Source organism: Methylibium sp. Root1272 (assembly GCF_001425905.1).
In the GTDB taxonomy this organism is placed as follows: Bacteria; Pseudomonadota; Gammaproteobacteria; order Burkholderiales; family Burkholderiaceae_C; genus Methylibium.
Window position 1 is genome coordinate 14,912 of sequence record NZ_LMDY01000017.1, and the last position, 17,244, is coordinate 32,155.

Consider the following 17,244-nt stretch of genomic DNA (forward strand, 5'->3'; position numbering starts at 1 on the left):
TCCTCGTGTTTCAGAACAGTGCCTCGTCCATCGCGAGCAGCGGCTGGACGCCGCTGCGTGCGGTGCGGATCAGGCCGGCGGTCTCGGGCAGCAGCTTGGCGAAGTAGAAGCGCGCGGTGGCGAGCTTGGCGGTGTAGAAGGGGTCGCCGGAGCCCTGCTTCTCCAGCGCGATCTTGGCCGAGCGCGCGAAGAAGTACGCAAACACCAGGTGGCCCACGATGCGCAGGTAGTCGACCGCCGCGCCGCCCACCTCGTCGGCATTGCCGAAGGCCTTCATGCCCAGTTCGCTGGTCAGTTTGGTGACCTTGTCACCCAGGTCGGCGAGCGGGTTCACGAACTCCTGCATCGCCTCGACCACGCCTTCTTCCTCGACGAAGTCGACGATCAGCTGGCCGAACTTCTTCAGCTTCGCGCCGTTGTCGGCCAGCACCTTGCGGCCCAGCAGGTCGAGCGACTGGATGGTGTTGGTGCCCTCGTAGATCATGTTGATGCGGGCATCGCGCACGTACTGCTCCATGCCCCATTCCCGGATGTAGCCGTGGCCGCCGTAGACCTGCAGGCAGTGCGAGGTGGCGAGCCAGGCGTTGTCGGTCAGGAAGGCCTTGACGATCGGCGTCAGCAGCGCCACCTGGTCGGCCGCATCCTTGCGCACCGCCTCGTCGGGGTGCGAGAGCTCGCGGTCGATCAGCAGCGCGCAGTGCAGCGACAGCGCGCGGCCGCCCTCGGCATAGGCGCGTGCGGTCAGCAGCATCTTGCGCACGTCGGGGTGCACGATGATCGGGTCGGCCGGCTTGTCGGGCGCTTTGGGGCCCGACAGGCTGCGCATCTGGATGCGGTCCTTCGCGTAGGCCACCGCGTTCTGGTACGCCACCTCGGTGAGGCCCAGCGACTGCATGCCGACGCCGAGGCGGGCCGCATTCATCATCACGAACATCGCTGCCAGGCCCTTGTGCGGCTCGCCGACCAGCGTGCCGGCAGCGCCGTCCAGGCTGATCTGCGCGGTGGCGTTGCCATGGATGCCCATCTTGTGCTCGAGGCCGGTGCAGTAGACCGGGTTGCGCGCGCCGAGCGAGCCGTCGGGTTGCACCAGGAACTTCGGCACCACGAACAGCGAGATGCCCTTGCTGCCCTGCGGCGCGTCGGGCAGGCGGGCGAGCACCAGGTGAACGATGTTCTCGGCCAGGTCGTGCTCGCCGGAACTGATGAAGATCTTGCTGCCGGTGATCTTGTAGCTGCCGTCGGGCCGGGGCTCGGCCTTGCTGCGCAGCAGTCCCAGGTCGGTGCCGCAGTGCGGCTCGGTCAGGCACATCGTGCCGGTCCAATGGCCGCTGGTCAGCTTGGGCAGGTAGGTGCGCTTCTGCTCGTCGGTGCCGTGGGTGTGCAGCGCCTCGTAGGCGCCGTGCGTCAGACCGGGGTACATGGTCCAGGCCTGGTTGGCGCTGTTGAGCATCTCGTAGAGGCACTGGTTCAGCACGATCGGCAGGCCCTGGCCGCCATAGGCCGGGTCGCAGCTCAAGGCCGGCCAGCCGCCCTCGACGTACTGCGCGTAGGCCTCCTTGAAGCCCTTCGGGGCGGTGACCTCGTGGGTGGACTTGTCGAGCGTGCAGCCCTGCTCGTCGCCGCTGGCGTTGAGCGGGAAGGTCACCTCGGCGGCGAACTTGCCGCCTTCCTCGAGCACGGCGTTGAGCGTGTCGGTGTCGATTTCGGCGTGGGGCGGCATGGCCTTCAGCGCATCGGTCACGCCCAGCAGTTCGTGCATCACGAACTGCATGTCGCGGATCGGGGGGGTGTAGGTGGCCATCGGTTGCTCCGGAGAGGGATAGAACGAAGAAATGGGACGAGACCCAAGCCTCAGCGGGCCGGCATCGCCGGGGCGGTCGAGGTCAGGTGGTCTGCGAGGATGCGTTCGAATCCGCGCCCCGCGCGCTCGACGGCGCCGGGGTTGCGCATGAAGCGCGCGTCGTGGTGCAACGCGAGGATGAGGCCGTGGATCTCGAACAGCAGTTGTGTCGGGTCGGTGTCGGCCCGCAGGTGGCCCGCGTCGATCGCGAGGCGGATCGCGCGTTGCAGGGCCTGGTGCCAGGTGCGGACCATGGCCACCAGGGCGTCGCGCACCGGGCCCGGCCGGTCGTCGAATTCGACCGCGCCGCTGATGTAGATGCAGCCGGAGTCGACCTCGACCGACACTCGCTTGACCCAGCGCTGGAACAGGCTGCGCAGCCGCGGCAGGCCGCGCGGCTCGTCCATCGACGGCACGAAGATCTCGTCCTCGAAGCGCGTGTGGTACTCGCGGATCACCGAGATCTGCAGTTCCTCGCGCGAGCCGAAGTGGGCGAACACGCCCGACTTGCTCATGTGCGTGACCTCGGCCAACGCACCGATCGACAGGCCCTCCAGGCCGATCTGCGAGGCCAGGCCGAGCGCCGCCTCGAGGATCGCCGCGCGGGTCTGCTGGCCCTTGTGCTGGCCGCGCGGCTGGGCGCGCGGCTCGCCGCGGACGGCGCGGCTCGCGGGGGTGTCGGGATCGAGCGTCGGGTCGGCCAAGCGGGTCTCCGATGAAAATCGAACGATCGTTCTATTTTGCAGAAAACCCTGGCATCGGTGTGAGCGGATGGGGTCCTTCTGTAGGGCCGTGCGCCTAACGAACCCTAGGGTTTACCTGGGGCCGGTGTCGGAGCCCGCCCGGGCTCCGCGCTCAGTCCTCGTCGAACGGCGTCAACCAGGATGGCGCATCGGTGTCCTTTGCGCGCTGCTCGAGTGGAGCGCGCAGGGCGCCGGCTTGTTCGATGAAGCGCTGGGTGTCGACCGTCGGCGCCAGCCGCAGGGCCGGCGGGCCCAGGGTGCTCAGGTAGAGCGGCGCGAACCAGCGGTCGCTGCGCTGGTGGTTCAGCGCCAGCTTCAGGCCGGCGCCGACGACGAACATCGTCGCGAAGCCGACCGCCAGCATCTGGCGGCGCGTCGGCAGGATCAGGCTCAGGTGGCCCCACACCAGGCCGCAGCCAAGCGCCAGCGTGATCAGTTCGCCGCATCGAGCCAGGCTTTCCCAGGACAGCGCGAAGGCCGCCAGCGGCAGCAGCGCGTCGAGCAGCAGCGACGCCAGCAGCACACCCAGCGCGAGCTGCAGGTGCGCCAGGTAATCGAAGTGGCGCGTGAAGAGCTTGGAGCCCAGCGCCCACAGGAAGCACCACACCCCCAGCATCACCGGCGTGCCGACCAGCACCGGCAGGTAGCTGCTGAACGGGTCGCCGGGATCGGTCTGCAGCCAGTGCTCGCCCAGTACCCAGGCCAGCAGCAGCACCAACCCGATCACGAGGCGGCGGCCATGGACCGGCGGCGCGGCGGCCCATGGCAGTTCGGGCGCCAGGGCCTCGCCGGCCAGGCGCAGGCGCAGGCGGGTGCGGCCGATCTGCCATTCGCTGCCGCCGCTGAGCGCGGTGGCTTCGCCAGCCCGCAGCGTGCGGCCGCCCAGGCGCACGCCGTTCACGGTGTCGCCGACCTGCAGGCGAGGCGCGCCGTCCGGGGCGTCGAGCAGTGCGTGGCGCGGCGCGGCGTGCGGGTCGTCGAGCACCACGTCGCAGTCGAGCGCGCGGCCGATCGTCACCGGCCACTGCAGCACCGGCACGCGGTGCGCCACGGCGCCGTCGCGGTCGAGCAGCTCGATCAGGCCGAGCCGGCTCACGGGACTGCCTTCACGCTGTAGCCCTGCAGGTAGTGCGAGGCCAGCTTCATCGCGTTGTCGAAGCTGACGCCGCGTGCGTCGAGACGGCCCTGCGCGCCGGCGCGGGCCTGGTCGAGCGTGGCGACCAGCACGCTCAGGTCGTACAGGCCGGTGAGCCGCTTGTAGGCCGACAGGCACAGCACCGCGCGCAGCGGCAGGCCGTCGCGGTCGACGAAGCGCTCGCTGCACTGCGGCGCGGTGTACTCCTTCGGGTTGCGACGCCCGAAGCTCTCGTTGCGGAAGCTCGCGCTGTAGCGCTCGGTGAAGCGCAGCCAGCCGATCTTGCGGCCGTCGTAGGCCTCATGGCGCACGCCCAGCGAGCCGGTGAGCAGGCTGCCGCTGACGAAGATCTGCGTGTCCATCTCGCAATCGGAGCGCTCGAACTCCAGGCCCTTGGTGTCGGCCGGCGTGCTGCGCCCCCAGCAGCGCAGGAAGTCTTCCTGCGGCACGGGGATCAGGTAGTGCGGGTGGCCGGCGCTGCGCCAGGGTTGCTGGACGAAGCGCTGCACCACGGCTTCCTGATGCGCGAGCAGCTGCGCGGTGAGCTGCGGGTAGACCGGCGCGGTGATCGGCGCCGCGCCGCGTGCCCGCTCGACCAGCGCCTGCGCGAACGGCGCCGGCACCAGGAAGCTCACCTGCTGGCCGTCGCGCCGCGTGGCGACGTTGACGCCCACCACGCGGCCGGCCTCGTCGAGCGCCGGGCCGCCGCTCATGCCGGAGTTGAGTGCGCCGCCAAAGAAGATGCTCGGGTAGAAGCTGCGCTCGACGAGCCCGTTGTAGTTGCCCTCGAGCACGGCGAAGCCGACGTCGAGCGGGTTGCCGAGCGAGTAGATGCGTTCGCCCTGGGCCAGCGCGTCGCCTGCGGCGCGGAAGGCGAGCGGGCTGCCCGGTGCATCGACCACCGCGCCGCCGTTCTTGCGCGACGGGCCGTTCGGCGGCAGAGCCTTGACGAGCGCCAGGTCGTGGATCGCGTCGAAACCCAGCAGCTGCAAGGTGCCCTCGCGGCCGTCGACGCGGGTGTAGGTCAGCCGGTAGCGCTCGGGCTGCAGCGCCACCTGGCTGACGACGTGGTAGTTGGTGACGATCAGCCCGTCGTCACTGACGAAGAAGCCCGAGCCGACCGAGGCCTGGCTGTCCTGGCCTTTCAGCAGCGTGCGCACCTGCAGCAGCTGGCCGCGCGCGCGTTCGTAGAGGCGTTGCGCGGACGGCGACACGGGCAGCGGCGCGGCGGCGACCGACGGCGCGACGATCCCGGGCGCGGGGTCGGAGGAAGGGGTGGATGCGGGGGCGGCAGACTGCGCGACGACGGTGCCGCTCACCAGCGCGATCAGCAGCCCGAGTGCACGCTGCCGCCAGGCTCGGGGTCGTGTCATGGCACCGATTCTGGCAGGTGACCGAGGCTTACCATGGCCCGGATTCATGGCGCGCGAGCGCGAGGAGGATCGATGCGGGTTGCAGTGGTGGGTCTGGGGGCGGTCGGCGGCTTCCTCGCCGCGCGGCTGGTGCGCGGCGGGCACCGCGTCAGCGCACTGGCGCGGGGTGCCGCGCTGGCGGCGGTGCGCGAACACGGCCTGCGGCTGGACGAAGCGGGCCGGGTCACCGCGTACCCGATCGACATCGCCGACGATGCGGCGGCGCTCGGTCCGCAGGAGCTGGTGATCGTGGCGGTCAAGTCGCCGGCGCTGGCGGCCGTGGCCGAACGGCTGGCGCCGCTGCTGGGCCCCGACACGCCGGTGCTGACCGCGATGAACGGCGTGCCCTGGTGGTTCCTGCAGACGCTGCCGGCCGGCCGCATCGACCCGCGGCTGGCGAGCGTCGATCCCGAAGGCCGCATCGCCGCTGCGCTGCCGCTGGCGCGCGTGCTCGGCGGCGTGGTGCACCTCACCTGCAGCATGCCCGCGCCGGGCCTCGTGCGCCACGGCTTCGGCGACCGGCTGATCGTCGGCGAGCCGGTCGGCGGCGGCAGCGCGCGCGCCGACGCGGTGGCGCAGGTGCTGCGCGACGGTGGCCTGCAGGTCGAGGTCACGCCCGACATCCGCCAGGCGATCTGGTTCAAGCTGTGGGGCAACATGACGACCAATCCGGTGTCGGCGCTGACCGGCGCGACGGCCGACCGCATCTTCGACGACCCGCTGGTCAACGCCTTCTGCCTGCGCGCAATGGCCGAGGCCTCGGCCATCGGCGCGCGCATCGACTGCCCCATCGCGCAGAGCGGCGAGGAACGCCAGGCGGTGGGACGCAAGCTCGGGGCCTTCAAGACCTCGATGCTGCAGGACGTGGAGGCCGGCCGCCCGATCGAACTCGATGCGCTGGTCACCGCCGTCCACGAGATCGGCCTGAAGCTCGGTCTGGCCACACCCAACATCGACGCCCTGCTCGGGCTCACCCGGCTGATGGCCGGCACGCGCGGCCTTCTGCCCGCTACGAACGGCCGGTGACCGTCGCGTGACGCACCGGCGCGGGATGCGCGCGGTGTCGCGCCGACCCCGCAGACGGGCCGCCGCCGCAGGGGCGCTGGTGTTGCTCCGCTTGAGGCGGCAGGCCGCCGTGCTCTATGCTCCGTGTCAAGGAGTTTGTGCATGGACGTGCTGCAGCTCGACGTGTCGGGCCGACCTCAGGCTTGGATCACCGCCCGCGAGGCGGCGGTTCTCTACGCCAGCGATGGCGTCGCGTGGACGCTGGGCGACGCCTGCGTGGTGCTGCGCGGCGGCATCCAGCGCCGCACCGGCGTGCAGTCGCGCATCGAGGTGCACTCCATCATCGCGGTGCGCGGCAGCGTGCCCAGCCGCGCCTGGCGGCAGACGCCGGCGCTGTCGAATCCCAAGCTGTTCGTCCGCGACCGCTACATCTGTGCCTACTGCGGCGGCCAGTTCCATGCCGACGACCTGACCCGCGAGCACATCCAGCCGACTTCGCGCGGCGGCGGGGACAGCTGGATGAACTGCATCACCGCCTGTCGCGGCTGCAACGGCCACAAGGCCGATCGCACGCCGGAAGAGGCGCGGATGAGCCTGCTGTTCCTCCCCTACGTGCCCAGCCTGCACGAGGACATGATCCTGCGCGGCCGCCGCATCCTGGTCGACCAGATGGAGTTCCTGCTGGCGAGCGTGCCGCGCTCCAGCCGCCTGCATGGTTGAGGCCGCGGTGAAATAATTCCTCCCGGGCCGTCGTGCGTGGGTGAACCGGAACCGCGTACCGCGACTCCAACCGACTCGTGGCGTCAACGCCCTCGAAGGCGGACTCGTTGTGCCGTGATCGCGTAGCGCGTGAAGGAAGCTCTCATGAAGAACCTGTGGATTGCCGGCGTCGTGCTGGCCCTGGCCGCCTGTTCCACCACCAGTCCCGACGTGATCCAGCGCGGCGACGCGCAGCGCCTGTCGACCGTGCAGGACGCGGTGGTCGTCAACGTGCGTCCGGTGACGGTCGACGGCAGCCAGTCGGGCATCGGCGGCGTGGCGGGCGGCGTGGCCGGTGGCGTGGCCGGCAGTTCGGTCGGCGGCCGCCGCGAAGCCGTGGTGGTGGGCGTGCTGGGTGCGGTGGCCGGCGCGGTGGTCGGCAACGCCACCGAGCGGCTGGCAACGCGCGAGCAGGCCTTTGAAATCATGGTCCAGTTGCGCAACGGCGAGCGCCGCGCCATCGTCCAGGCCCAGGGCAAGGAAAGCTTCCAGCCTGGTGACCAGGTGGTGCTGATCTCGACCGGCGGGACCACGCGCGTCGCGCGGTCCCAGTCGGTGCAGCCGCCGCCGGCGCCGCAGCCGCGCAGTTGATCCGGCGCGCCGTCGGCGCCGGTCGGTCAGGGTTCCGGCGTCGCGCCGGGCTGTAGCGCGCACTCGCCGAAGATCCTGACCTTGCAGCCGGCGCAGATCGCGGGGTCCAGACGCGGCACGATCCGCGCGATCGCGCTGTACTTGTCGGCGAACACGTGGTCGCGCCCGAGCGTGTCGAGGAATCCCGAGCGTTCCCACAGCTCCAGCACCGGCGGGCGCGGACGGTGGAAATAGAGATCGCCGCCTTCGGCACGGCGCGCGCGCAACTCCTCGTCCCAGACCTGGGCCCCGGCCGGGTCGATGAAATTCATGCTCTTGCTCATCACGAGCAGATGGCGCGGGGCGGCAGGTGCCGCGCGCAGATGGTGCAGCGTGTCGGACACGTGCTGGGCGGCACCGAAGTAGACCGCGCCCTCCATGCGCAGCAGCTTGAGCTGCGGGCATTCCGGCAGCGCCTCGGCCTGGCCGTCGAGCACGACGAACGGGCGGTCGGGCGCAATGGAATCGAAGCCCATCGTGCGCATCGCCGGTCGCGCCGTGCGCTGCAGATAACTGCTCAAGGACAGGATGCTGCCGAGCAGGATCGCGATCTCGAGCCTCAGGCTCACGGTGGCCACCGCGGTGGCTGCGGCGATCGCGAAATCGCTGCGCTCCAGCCGCATCAGGCGCCGCCAGCCGGGCAGGTCGAGCAGGTTCCAGGCGACCGGCAGCAGCACCGCGGCGATCGCCGCGTTCGGGATCAGCGCCAGCAGCGGGGCGCTCACGAGCACCAGCAACAGCAGCAGCCCGGCCGAGAACACCGAGGCCAGCGGTGTGCGCGCGCCGGCCTCGAGGTTGGGGATCGAACGGTTCAGGGAGCCGCAGGAGACGTAGGCCGACGTCAGACCCCCCACCACGTTGGACAGTCCCTGTCCGAAGAACTCGCGGTTGGCGTCGATGCGCTGGCCCGAGCGGGCGGCCACGGCCTTGGCGATCGAGATCGATTGGGCGAGCGCCACCAGCGTCAGGGCGAAGGCGATGCTGACCAGGTCGCGCAGCCGCGCGACGTCGACGTCCGGCCAGTGCCAACGGGGCCAGGGCAGTGGTACGTCACCGATCTGCTCGACATGCCAGAACGTGCCGTCCTCATGGCCGGCGTTCAGCAGCACGGCGACCAGCGTGCCGGCCGCCAGCCCCAGCAACAGGGCGGGCCAGTGCCGCTGCCAGTGCCGCACGGCGAGCGTGACCGCGAGCGTCACCGTCGCCACGACGAGCGAGCCGAGATGCATCGTCTCCAGCGGTCGCTGCCAGAGCGCCTCGAGCATCGGCCTCAGGCCGGTGCCGGAGCTCATGCCGAGCAGATCGGGCAGGGCGTGCAGTCCGATCAACACCGAGGCGCCGGCGGTGAAGCCGAGCAGGGCCGCCGGCGAGATGAAGTTGGCGATGCTGCCCAGGCGCAGCGCGCCGATCAGCGTCTGCATCACGCCGACCAGCAGCGTGACGGTCAGCGCCAGCTCGATGTAGTCGGGGCTGCGCACCCAGGCCAGGGGCGTGAGCATGGCCGCCAGCGCCAGCGAGTTCGCGTTCGTCGGCCCTGACATCACATGGAGGCTGGAGCCGAACAGCGCCGCGACGATGCACGGCAGGATGGCCGTCGCCAGGCCGTACTGCGGCGGCAGGCCGGCGAGCGTGGCGAAGGCGATGCCTTGCGGCAACACCAGCACGGCGCCCAGCAGGCCGGCCAGCAGGTCCGCGCGCAACGTTTCCCGCGACACGAGCCTGACCCATGGACCGAAGCAGCGTTGAAGCCAGGACGGGCGGGCGACCGGCGCAGCGGGTGAGGACATGCCGAATGATAGAAGCCGCCCCGGCCCGGCCGACCGGCTGTGTCACGAAGCAGAACGCGGCGCAATTTCGGGGCCCCGGGCCGTGTGCCGCACGTCGCTGCGTTGCACAATGATCCGCATCGGGGACGGACTCGACATGGCATCCCGCCGGCCGACGTCCCGCTTTTCGCCATGGAGAGCTGAACAGCATGACGCAGATTCCCACGCTCGAGACCGCGACCACGTCGCGGATCCACATGATCGGCGGAGAGAAGGGCGGCGTCGGCAAATCGCTGGTGTCGCGTCTGTTGGCGCAGTACCTCATCGATCACGAGGTGCCGTTCACCGGGTTCGATACCGACCGTTCGCATGGCTCGCTGATGCGTTTCTACGCGGGGTACGCCTCGCCGGTGCTGGCCGACCGCTACGAGGCGCTGGATGCGATCGTCGAGGCGGCCATCGAGACGCCCGGGCGTCGCGTGCTGGTCGATCTGGCGGCGCAGACCCACGAGCCGCTGGTGAAGTGGATGGACGAGTCGGGCGTGCTAGACCTGGCCGACATGTCCGGTGTGGCCATTCATTACTGGCACGTGATGGACTCCGGCAAGGATTCGGTCGACCTGCTCAAGCGCCTGCTCGACCGCTTCGGCCGGCGCCTGCGCTACGTGCTGGTGCGCAACCAGCTCCGCGGCGACGACTTCAGCCAGCTCGAGAAGTCGGGCGAGCAGGACCGCGCGCTGGCGCTGGGCGCCCGCGTGATCACGCTCAAGCGCCTGCACGACTCGGTGGTGCAGAAGATCGACGCCAGCAACAGCAGCTTCTGGGCCGCGCGCAACTCGCCGGGCAGCGAAGGCCCGAGCCTCGGACTGATGGAGCGCCAGCGCCTCAAGCTGTGGTTGAACCACGCCTTCGGCGAGATCGAGACGGCAGGCGTCTGACGCCCCGGCCCGCCGCGAGGCGGGCCTTCGTCACGCTCCCGACGCGGCGCTATTGAAACGCCGTGCGCGACCCCTATAATCTGTCGCTAGCACTCGCGCAGACTGAGTGCTAACAAACCCAGAAGCGGTATCTCCGCTCTGGGTTGCGCAATGTGAGTTTGCGCTAACTGCGCGAAATAAGTCCATAGACATTCGATACCCATCAAGGAGATGCGATGAAACTTCGTCCTTTGCACGATCGCGTGATCGTCAAGCGCCTCGAACAGGAAACCAAGACCGCTTCGGGCATCGTGATCCCCGACAACGCCGCCGAGAAGCCCGACCAGGGTGAAGTGCTGGCCGTGGGCCCGGGCAAGCGCAACGACAAGGGCGACTTCATCGCCCTGAACTGCAAGGTCGGCGACCGCGTCCTGTTCGGCAAGTACAGCGGCCAGACCGTCAAGGTCGACGGCGACGAACTGCTGGTCATGCGCGAGGAAGACCTGTTCGCCGTGGTCGAAAAGTAAATCGCGTGCGATTTACTTTCGTCGCAGGCTGACTTCGCGCAGCGAAGTCAAGGTCCGAAGGGCCGGCCGCAGACAAGAGAATTCCCCGGCGCGAGCCGGCAAACCAGATTTCGGAGAATACAAATGGCAGCTAAAGACGTCGTTTTCGGCGGTGAAGCCCGCGCGCGCATGGTTGAAGGCGTGAACATCCTGGCCAACGCGGTCAAGGTGACCCTGGGCCCGAAGGGCCGCAACGTGGTGCTCGAGCGTTCGTTCGGCGCCCCGACCGTGACCAAGGACGGTGTGTCCGTGGCCAAGGAAATCGAGCTGAAGGACAAGCTCCAGAACATGGGCGCCCAGATGGTCAAGGAAGTCGCTTCCAAGACCTCGGACAACGCCGGTGACGGCACCACCACCGCCACCGTGCTGGCGCAGGCCATCGTTCGCGAAGGCATGAAGTACGTGGCCGCGGGCATGAACCCGATGGACCTGAAGCGCGGCATCGACAAGGCCGTCGTGAGCCTGGTCGAGCAGCTGAAGAAGCAGTCGAAGCCGACGACCACCAGCAAGGAAATCGCCCAGGTCGGCACGATCTCGGCGAACTCGGACGACGACGTCGGCCAGATCATCGCCTCGGCGATGGACAAGGTCGGCAAGGAAGGCGTCATCACCGTCGAAGACGGCAAGTCGCTGAACAACGAGCTCGACGTGGTCGAAGGCATGCAGTTCGACCGCGGCTACCTGTCGCCCTACTTCATCAACAACCCGGAAAAGCAGAGCGCGGTGCTCGACAACCCGTTCGTGCTGCTCTACGACAAGAAGATCAGCAACATCCGTGATCTGCTGCCGACGCTGGAACAGGTCGCCAAGTCGGGCCGTCCGCTGCTGATCATTGCGGAAGAGGTCGAAGGCGAAGCGCTCGCGACCCTGGTGGTCAACACCATCCGCGGCATCTTGAAGGTCGTCGCCGTCAAGGCCCCGGGCTTCGGTGACCGTCGCAAGGCCATGCTGGAAGACATCGCCATCCTGACGGGCGGCAAGGTCATCGCCGAGGAAGTGGGCCTGACGCTGGAGAAGGTCACGCTGGCCGATCTGGGCCAGGCCAAGCGCGTCGAGGTGGGCAAGGAAAACACCACGCTGATCGACGGCGCCGGCGCCGCGGGCGACATCGAGGCACGTGTCAAGCAAGTGCGCGTGCAGATCGAGGAAGCCACCAGCGACTACGACCGCGAGAAGCTGCAGGAGCGCGTGGCCAAGCTGGCCGGCGGCGTGGCCGTCATCAAGGTCGGTGCAGCCACCGAAGTCGAGATGAAGGAGAAGAAGGCCCGTGTCGAAGACGCCCTGCACGCCACGCGTGCCGCGGTGGAAGAAGGCATCGTGGCCGGTGGTGGCGTGGCGCTGCTGCGTGCCAAGCAGGCCGCCGGCACGATCAAGGGCGACAACCCCGACCAGGACGCCGGCATCAAGCTGATCCTTCGTGCGATCGAGGAGCCGCTGCGCATCATCGTCTCCAACGCCGGTGACGAAGCCAGCGTGGTGGTGAACGCCGTGCTCGCCGGCAAGGGCAACTACGGCTACAACGCCGCCAACGGCACCTACGGCGACATGATCGAGATGGGCATCCTGGACCCGACCAAGGTGACCCGCACCGCGCTGCAGAACGCTGCCTCCGTGGCCGCGCTGATGCTGACGACCGAAGCCATGGTCGCCGAGTCGCCCAAGGACGATTCGCCGGCAGGTGGCATGCCCGGCGGCATGGGTGGCATGGGCGGCATGGGCATGGACATGTGATGTCCTGCCGGCCTCCTCCGGGAGGCTGGCCGCCTGGGCTTTGCTCAGCGTTCTGTCAGACAAAGGGCCGCAGGAATGCGGCCCTTTTTCATGGGCGGTCGCCACGCCCACCCGGGATAATCGAGGGCATGGACGTCTCGCCACTGCTGCAGCGCTACCTGGACAGCTGCCTCGCGGAGGTGCCGCGCTGGATGAGCCGGGTGGCGAACGAGGCCTTGCAGGCCTTGCACGCCCCGACCACCCGCAGCGCCCTGCGCGAGCTGCCGGTGCGTCCGCGCGACGACGCCGAGCAGGCCTTGCGCCACAACCACCCGCTGTGGGCTCGCCGGGTCGGCGAGCTGCTGGCCTCGCGATGGCGCGCAGAACTGGAGGCCGCGCCACCCGACGCGGGCGCCACGCTCTCGCCGCGCCCGGTGTGGTCGGCTGAGGCGCTGACGCTGGTCGACGAGGCCGAGGCCGAAGAGAACATCGAGCTGCTGCGCGCCGTGCAGCTGGTCGACCACGCGGCGGAGCTCGAGCTGCACGACCTTCAGGCACGCAGCGCGACGTTGCGCGGCCAGGATGCGGTGCGCAAGACGTCCAACCTGCTGCGGCCCGACCTGCTGGTGCGCGCCGTGTGGGACGCCAGCGAGGTGCTGGGGCTCGGCGCGCCGGCCCGCAAGGCGCTGATGCGCGCCTGCGGCGAGCCGCTGGCGCAGGCGCTGAAGCAGGTGGTGATCGACGCCGGCCGGCGCCTGGCCGACTGGGGCGTCGGCCAGGCGGCCTGGAAGGCCAGCTCGACGCCGGCGGCGCGGCGCGTTGCCCCCCCGAACTCCGGCTACGACCTGACGCGCCCGGGCGCGCTCGACAGCCTGCGCAGCCGCCTCACCACACGCCACGCGAACATCGACGGCGCCACGCGCGCCGGCCCGATGGACGAGGCCGACTCCCTGCAGCAGCTCGACCGCAACCTGGTGCATGTGCTGGCTCGCAGACCCCTGGGCGTGGACGGCGCCGACCGGCTGATGGCCCGGCTGCCTTTCCTCGAGGCGGCCGGTCGCAACGACGACGACCGCGAGATCATGCTGCTGGTGGCCCACCTGAGCGGTGCGGTGCTTGACGATGCGCTGCTGCCGCTGCCGGTGCGCACCGTGCTGGCCAGCCTGCAGTCGCCGCTGCTGCGTGTGGCGCTGCGTGAGCCGCGGGTGCTCGAAGACCATTCGCATCCGATCTGGCAGATGATGATCCGGCTCGCATCGCACACCGCCGGATTCCAGGACGACGACGACCCCCGCCTGTGCAAGCTGCTGGAGGAGGTGGGCGAGCTGTTCACGCGTTTGAAGGCTTCGACGCCGGCGATCGCTGTGCAGGCGCAGGCACTGGCCGCGCTCGACGCGATGCTCGTCGGCGAGCTCGACACCGAACGGCACGAGGCCGCCGCGCCGATCGCCAAGCTGCAGGCCGCCGCACGGCGGGCCACGCTGATCGAGGCGCTGCGCCGCCAGGTCCGGCTCGAACTGCACGATGCCACCTCGCCGTGGCGGATCGAGGGCACCACACCGGCCAGCGCGTCGGGCGCGGTGGTGCTGGACGACACGCTGCAGCACTTCCTCACCGGACCCTGGGCCGAAGCGCTGGCGCATGCCCTGATCAACGACGGCGAGCATGCCGACACGACACGCGGCCTGCTGGCGGTGGTGCCGGAGCTGCTGGCCAGCCTCGCGCCGCTGCGCAACGATGACGACCGCCGCCGTCTGCTGGCCGCGGTGCCGGGCCTGGTGCAGCGGCTGCAGCAGGGCATGGCGCGCATCGCGACGCCACCACCCCAGCGCGACGCCGTGCTGGCCGCCTTGATGGCGCGCCACACCGAGCTGCTGCGGCCGATCGGGAGTGCCGTCGCGCCGGCGCTGACGCCCGAGGAGATCGTGCGCCAGATGCGCGAAGAGGAATTGCCGGACGGGAACGCGCCGCGTGTGCCGGCCGGCGATTCGATGTTCGACATCGCGACGCTCGACACCGTGCCGGCGGCGCTGATGCCCGAGACGCCGATGCCGGGGGCGCGCGGCTGGTTGCAGCACCTGGCGGTCGGCACCTGGTGCCGGCTGGTCGCACGCGGCGACTGGACCGTGGCGCGCGTGCTGTGGGTCGACGAGGCCCGCGAGCACTGGCTGCTCAGCGACGCCGAACTCGGGCTCACACACGGCCTCACGCGGCGCGCGCTCGAGCGCCTGGCCGTCGGCGGGCTGGCCGCGCCGCTCGAGGAGCGCAATCTCATCGAGCGGGCCGTCGACACCCTGATGGCGCCGCCGCGCAGCCGCGACACCACGCTGCGCTGAAGCGCGGCGCGGTCGCGCGCCGACGAGGCGGCCGTTGCGAGGGCCATCGCACAATCCCGGCATGCATCGCATCCGCATCCTGTGGTCGCTTCGGGTGGGCCTGCTCGCGGCGATCGCCGGTGCGGCGACGGCGGCCGAAGCGGCCGCGGCGGACGACGCGGCCCCGTCGCCGCTGCCGGCCGCTGCGCCCGCCGCTTCGGCGCCAGCCGCGGCGCGAGCCACTTTGCCCGTGGTCGAACCCCGACCCTTGCGGCCCGAGGGGCGGCTGCGCATCGGTCTCGTGCTGTCGGGCGGCGGCGCGCGGGGCCTCGCGCACGTGGGTGTGCTCAAGGTGCTGGAGCGCGAGCGCATCCCGATCGATGTGATCGCGGGCACCTCGATGGGCGCCATCATCGGTGGCCTGTATGCCAGCGGCATGAGCGCCGAAGCCCTGGAGCGCGAGCTGCTCAAGGTCGACTGGGACCAGCTGTTCGCGACCCGCGTGGCGCGCCGCGAGTTGTCGCAGCGCCGCAAGGAGGCCGACTTCGAGATCGCCTCGGCGCTCGAGATCGGCCTGCGTGACGGCGAGCTGCGGGTGCCGATCGGCACACTGTCGAGCCGCGGGCTGGAGTCGCTGCTGCGCCGCTACACGCTGCCGGTGCGTGCGGTGCGCGATTTCGACCGCCTGCCCACGCCGTTCCGTGCCGTCGCCACCGACATGGAGACCGGCCAGCCGCTGGTGCTGAAGGAAGGCGACCTGGCGCTCGCGATGCGCTCGAGCATGAGCGTGCCGGGCGTGTTCGCGCCGACCGAGATCGAGGGCCGAATCCTCGGCGACGGCGGGCTGGTGAACAACCTGCCGGTCGACGTGGCGCGAGCGATGGGGGCCGACATCGTGATCGCCGTCAACATCGGCACGCCGCTGGGCGCGCGCGATACGCTGGGCTCGCTGATCGGCGTGACCACGCAGATGATCAACATCCTGACCGAGCAGAACGTGCAGCGCAGCCTGACGACGCTGGGCCCGCGCGATCTGCTGATCGCGCCGCAGCTCGGCCTGCTGACGTCGGCCGATTTCGCCAAGACCTTGGAGCTCATCGAGCTGGGCGAGTTGCAGACGGCTCAGATGGTGCTGCAGCTCGAGGCCTATGGCATCGACAAGGCCAGCTACCAGAGCTGGGCGCAGGCGCGCGCGCAACCCGGCCTGCCGCAGCCCGTGCTGGAGTTCGTGAGCTTCGACGGCAACGAAGTCACACGGCCGGACCGCTTCGCCGAGTTGCTGGAGACCCGTCCCGGCACGCCCTTCACCGCTGACGCGGCCGAACGGGACGCGCGCCGCCTCGCGGCCAGCGGCGACTACACCCGCGTCGACTACCAGCTGGTGCGCACCGGCCTTGGCGACGACGGCGTGGTGTTCAATCTCGAAGAGAAGTCCTGGGGGCCGAACTACTTCCGCCTCGGGCTCGGGCTGTCCACCGACTTCAGCGGGCGCAGCAGCTTCAACATCAAGATTGCCCACGTCTGGCGCTGGTTGGACGAGGTGGGCAGCGAGTGGCGCAACGTGGTCGAGATCGGCTCTCGGCCGGGCTGGTCCACCGAGTGGTACCGCCCATTGGGCTGGAACACGTCGCTGGGTCACGACTGGTTTCTCGCCCCGGCGGCCAGCGTCGATCGGCGGGAGGTCGTCACCTACGCCGGCGCCGAAGGGCCCGAAAGCGGCCGCTTCCGCCGCAGCAGCCTGCGCCTGGGCATCGACCTCGGCCAGCCCTGGGGCGAGTTCGGCGAGCTGCGGCTCGGCCCCTACCTGCAGCGCTGGAATGACAAGACGCTGATCGTCAGTCGCGATTTCGCCTCGCCCGACGAGAACACCGAACGGCGCGAGATCGGCCTGCGCCTGCGCGCCATCGTCGATCAGCTCGACTACGCCTTCTTCGCTCAGGAGGGCTATCGGCTGGTCGGCGAGGTGGCCGGGGGGCGGGTGCGCAACGGCAGCGACGCGGGCGACGTCGAGCGCGACTTCAGTCGCGTCGAGGCCAACGTGAACGTCGCCACCACCTGGGCCGCGAAGCACACCTTGAACTTCTACGGCAGCACCCTGTTCGCCGGCCGCGCCGCGCCGCTGGGGCGCGGCCTGTATGCGCTGGGCGGCTTCCAGAACCTGTCGGGCTACGAACCGGGCCAGGTCGAGGGCAACTACCTGCTGTTCGGCCGCGCCAGCTACTACTACCGGCTGACCCCGCCGGCGCTGACGCGCGGCTTCTTCGCCGGCTTCTCGCTCGAGGCGGGCAACGCCTGGGCCGAACGCCGCCAGATGAGCCTCGGCGACCTGCGCAGCGGCATGAGCGCCTTCCTCGGTGCAGACACCGGGCTGGGTCCGCTCTATGTCGGCGTGGCCTACGCTCCGCGCGGCGAGACCGCGCTCTACCTGCTGCTCGGTCGCCCCTGA

General features: G+C 70.1%; 13 protein-coding genes. 8 read left to right on the forward strand and 5 right to left on the reverse strand.

What is annotated here, in order from left to right:
- Window positions 1-10: 10 nt before the first annotated feature.
- The 4 genes from ASC67_RS17055 to ASC67_RS17070 all read right to left on the reverse strand — a co-directional run bounded on the left by ASC67_RS17055 (window position 11) and on the right by ASC67_RS17070 (window position 5,091).
- Window positions 11-1,801: an acyl-CoA dehydrogenase C-terminal domain-containing protein gene (locus ASC67_RS17055; protein WP_056324360.1), complete on the reverse strand. Its 1,791-nt coding sequence runs from the start codon at window positions 1,799-1,801 to the stop codon at window positions 11-13.
- 50 nt (window positions 1,802-1,851) lie between these two features.
- The gene (locus ASC67_RS17060; protein ID WP_056324363.1) at window positions 1,852-2,544 is read right to left on the reverse strand and encodes a TetR/AcrR family transcriptional regulator; all 693 of its coding nucleotides are present in this window, start codon (window positions 2,542-2,544) and stop codon (window positions 1,852-1,854) included.
- Between the two features lie 151 nt (window positions 2,545-2,695).
- Window positions 2,696-3,679 carry an FHA domain-containing protein gene (locus ASC67_RS17065; protein ID WP_056324365.1) on the reverse strand — a complete coding sequence of 328 codons (984 nt, stop codon included), beginning with the start codon at window positions 3,677-3,679 and terminating at the stop codon, window positions 2,696-2,698.
- Window positions 3,676-5,091 carry a S1C family serine protease gene (locus tag ASC67_RS17070; RefSeq protein ID WP_056324368.1) on the reverse strand — a complete coding sequence of 472 codons (1,416 nt, stop codon included), beginning with the start codon at window positions 5,089-5,091 and terminating at the stop codon, window positions 3,676-3,678. The genes ASC67_RS17065 and ASC67_RS17070 overlap by 4 nt, the downstream gene beginning before the upstream one ends.
- A 72-nt stretch (window positions 5,092-5,163) precedes the next feature.
- Between ASC67_RS17070 and ASC67_RS17075 the strand changes: the two genes are divergently transcribed.
- The 3 genes from ASC67_RS17075 (at window position 5,164) to ASC67_RS17085 (ending at window position 7,485) form a co-directional block, all read left to right on the forward strand.
- The gene (locus ASC67_RS17075; protein WP_056324372.1) at window positions 5,164-6,156 is read left to right on the forward strand and encodes a 2-dehydropantoate 2-reductase; all 993 of its coding nucleotides are present in this window, start codon (window positions 5,164-5,166) and stop codon (window positions 6,154-6,156) included.
- A gap of 141 nt (window positions 6,157-6,297) precedes the next feature.
- Window positions 6,298-6,855 (forward strand): HNH endonuclease, encoded by a 558-nt coding sequence (locus ASC67_RS17080; RefSeq protein WP_056324376.1) that lies wholly within the window; start codon window positions 6,298-6,300, stop codon window positions 6,853-6,855.
- A gap of 144 nt (window positions 6,856-6,999) precedes the next feature.
- Complete coding sequence (locus ASC67_RS17085; protein ID WP_056324380.1) at window positions 7,000-7,485, forward strand: glycine zipper 2TM domain-containing protein; 486 nt, start codon at window positions 7,000-7,002, stop codon at window positions 7,483-7,485.
- Window positions 7,486-7,511: 26 nt separating this feature from the next.
- Here ASC67_RS17085 and ASC67_RS17090 read toward each other — a convergent pair whose 3' ends face one another.
- On the reverse strand, window positions 7,512-9,311 hold the full coding sequence (locus ASC67_RS17090; protein ID WP_056324383.1) for a SulP family inorganic anion transporter: 1,800 nt from the start codon (window positions 9,309-9,311) through the stop codon (window positions 7,512-7,514).
- Window positions 9,312-9,499: 188 nt separating this feature from the next.
- On the opposite strand from ASC67_RS17090, the gene ASC67_RS17095 reads away from it, so the two are divergent.
- The 5 genes from ASC67_RS17095 (at window position 9,500) to ASC67_RS17115 (ending at window position 17,244) form a co-directional block, all read left to right on the forward strand.
- Entirely contained in the window at window positions 9,500-10,228 is a 729-nt protein-coding gene (locus ASC67_RS17095; RefSeq protein WP_056324386.1) for a hypothetical protein, read from the forward strand.
- 215 nt (window positions 10,229-10,443) lie between these two features.
- Window positions 10,444-10,734 carry a co-chaperone GroES gene (locus ASC67_RS17100; RefSeq protein ID WP_011828027.1) on the forward strand — a complete coding sequence of 97 codons (291 nt, stop codon included), beginning with the start codon at window positions 10,444-10,446 and terminating at the stop codon, window positions 10,732-10,734.
- Between the two features lie 123 nt (window positions 10,735-10,857).
- Window positions 10,858-12,504 carry a chaperonin GroEL gene (gene groL / locus ASC67_RS17105; protein ID WP_056324389.1) on the forward strand — a complete coding sequence of 549 codons (1,647 nt, stop codon included), beginning with the start codon at window positions 10,858-10,860 and terminating at the stop codon, window positions 12,502-12,504.
- Between the two features lie 128 nt (window positions 12,505-12,632).
- Window positions 12,633-14,819, forward strand: a complete 2,187-nt coding sequence (locus tag ASC67_RS17110) for a DUF1631 family protein (protein WP_056324393.1) — start codon at window positions 12,633-12,635, stop codon at window positions 14,817-14,819.
- A gap of 61 nt (window positions 14,820-14,880) precedes the next feature.
- Window positions 14,881-17,244, forward strand: a complete 2,364-nt coding sequence (locus ASC67_RS17115; RefSeq protein WP_235566372.1) for a patatin-like phospholipase family protein — start codon at window positions 14,881-14,883, stop codon at window positions 17,242-17,244.

Excerpts from the sequence above, each read along its gene's own strand:
- ASC67_RS17095 (WP_056324386.1), top strand. The coding sequence starts at position 9,500 with ATGACGCAGATTCCCACGCTCGAGACCGCGACCACGTCGCGGATCCAC.
- ASC67_RS17075 (WP_056324372.1), top strand. The coding sequence starts at position 5,164 with ATGCGGGTTGCAGTGGTGGGTCTGGGGGCGGTCGGCGGCTTCCTCGCC.
- ASC67_RS17070 (WP_056324368.1), bottom strand. The coding sequence starts at position 5,091 with ATGACACGACCCCGAGCCTGGCGGCAGCGTGCACTCGGGCTGCTGATC.
- ASC67_RS17085 (WP_056324380.1), top strand. The coding sequence starts at position 7,000 with ATGAAGAACCTGTGGATTGCCGGCGTCGTGCTGGCCCTGGCCGCCTGT.
- groL (WP_056324389.1), top strand. The coding sequence starts at position 10,858 with ATGGCAGCTAAAGACGTCGTTTTCGGCGGTGAAGCCCGCGCGCGCATG.
- ASC67_RS17090 (WP_056324383.1), bottom strand. The coding sequence starts at position 9,311 with ATGTCCTCACCCGCTGCGCCGGTCGCCCGCCCGTCCTGGCTTCAACGC.
- ASC67_RS17080 (WP_056324376.1), top strand. The coding sequence starts at position 6,298 with ATGGACGTGCTGCAGCTCGACGTGTCGGGCCGACCTCAGGCTTGGATC.
- ASC67_RS17100 (WP_011828027.1), top strand. The coding sequence starts at position 10,444 with ATGAAACTTCGTCCTTTGCACGATCGCGTGATCGTCAAGCGCCTCGAA.
- ASC67_RS17115 (WP_235566372.1), top strand. The coding sequence starts at position 14,881 with ATGCATCGCATCCGCATCCTGTGGTCGCTTCGGGTGGGCCTGCTCGCG.
- ASC67_RS17110 (WP_056324393.1), top strand. The coding sequence starts at position 12,633 with ATGGACGTCTCGCCACTGCTGCAGCGCTACCTGGACAGCTGCCTCGCG.
- ASC67_RS17055 (WP_056324360.1), bottom strand. The coding sequence starts at position 1,801 with ATGGCCACCTACACCCCCCCGATCCGCGACATGCAGTTCGTGATGCAC.